At 68.4% G+C, this 1078-nt stretch carries 1 protein-coding gene and 1 pseudogene; both read left to right on the forward strand.

Annotated features, from left to right (window positions below; all coding sequences use genetic code 11):
- Nucleotides 1-571: HlyD family secretion protein (locus tag EN781_RS33025; protein ID WP_145965808.1), on the forward strand; the 571-nt coding region annotated here is incomplete at its 5' end.
- A gap of 133 nt (nucleotides 572-704) precedes the next feature.
- Nucleotides 705-1078: pseudogene (locus EN781_RS33030) on the forward strand (MFS transporter); the annotation flags it as partial.

Raw genomic sequence — 1078 nt, forward strand, 5'->3', positions numbered from 1 at the left:
GGCCAAGGCGGCGCTCGTCGGCGCCGATGCGCAGATCGCCGCTGCCCAAGCCAATATTGGGGTGCTCGAGGCGCAGCGCGCGGAGTCGGCAAGCACCCTGGCTTCGCTGCAGCTCGGCCGCGACAAGGCCGCGCGCGATCTGTCCTTCACGGTCCTCAAGGCGCCCTATGACGGCGTCGTCGGCAACCGCTCGGTCGAGCAGGGCGACCTCGTCAGCCCCGGCCAGAAGCTCGCCGTCGTCGTGCCGATGGACAAGCTCTACATCGTCGGCAACTTCAAGGAGACGCAGCTCGGCCATCTGGTGGCCGGCGAGAAGGTCCGCATCACGGTCGACGCGATCGACGGCCAGAGTTTCGAAGGCACGGTCTCGTCGCTGGCGCCGGCTTCGGGTGCGGTGTTCTCGCTGCTGCCGCCGGAAAACGCCACCGGCAACTTCACCAAGGTGGTGCAGCGCGTTCCGGTCCGCATCGACGTGCCAGCCGACGTCCTGAAGACCGGCAAGCTGCGCGCCGGCCTGAGCGTCATCGTCGCCGCCGACAGCCGTACCGCGCCGGCCGCGACGGCCAACTAGGCACTTTTGGGGGGCGGCCCGGCGGCTTGTCGAGCGCCGGGCCGCCCAGCCAGCCCAAGTATTTGTTTTGACGCAATTCCGAACGGAAAGCCGCCGCGCGCCTTTCCCGGAATTGCTGCAGGGAGGCCATGACATGGCAACCGCAACCGTCACCGCAGGATCGATACCGGCACGGCTGGCGGCACCCGCCCTGCCGGCCGACCATATGCCGGTTCGCCGCGTCATCGCCTTCCTGGCGATGGTGTTCGGCATGTTCATGGCGATCCTGGACATCCAGATCGTCTCGGCCTCGCTGGCCGAGATCCAGGCGGGCTTGAGCGCCAGCTCGGACGAGATCCCGTGGGTGCAGACGGCCTATCTGATCGCCGAGGTGGTGATGATCCCGCTGTCCGGTTTCCTCAGCCGGATGCTGTCGACGCGGGTCCTGTTCACGATCGCTGCCGCCGGCTTCACCGCGGCCAGCGCGCTGGCCGCGGTGAAGCCGGCGGCAGCGATCGTGAACAGGAC

This window comes from Mesorhizobium sp. M4A.F.Ca.ET.090.04.2.1 (genome assembly GCF_003999085.1).
In the GTDB taxonomy this organism is placed as follows: Bacteria; Pseudomonadota; Alphaproteobacteria; order Rhizobiales; family Rhizobiaceae; genus Mesorhizobium.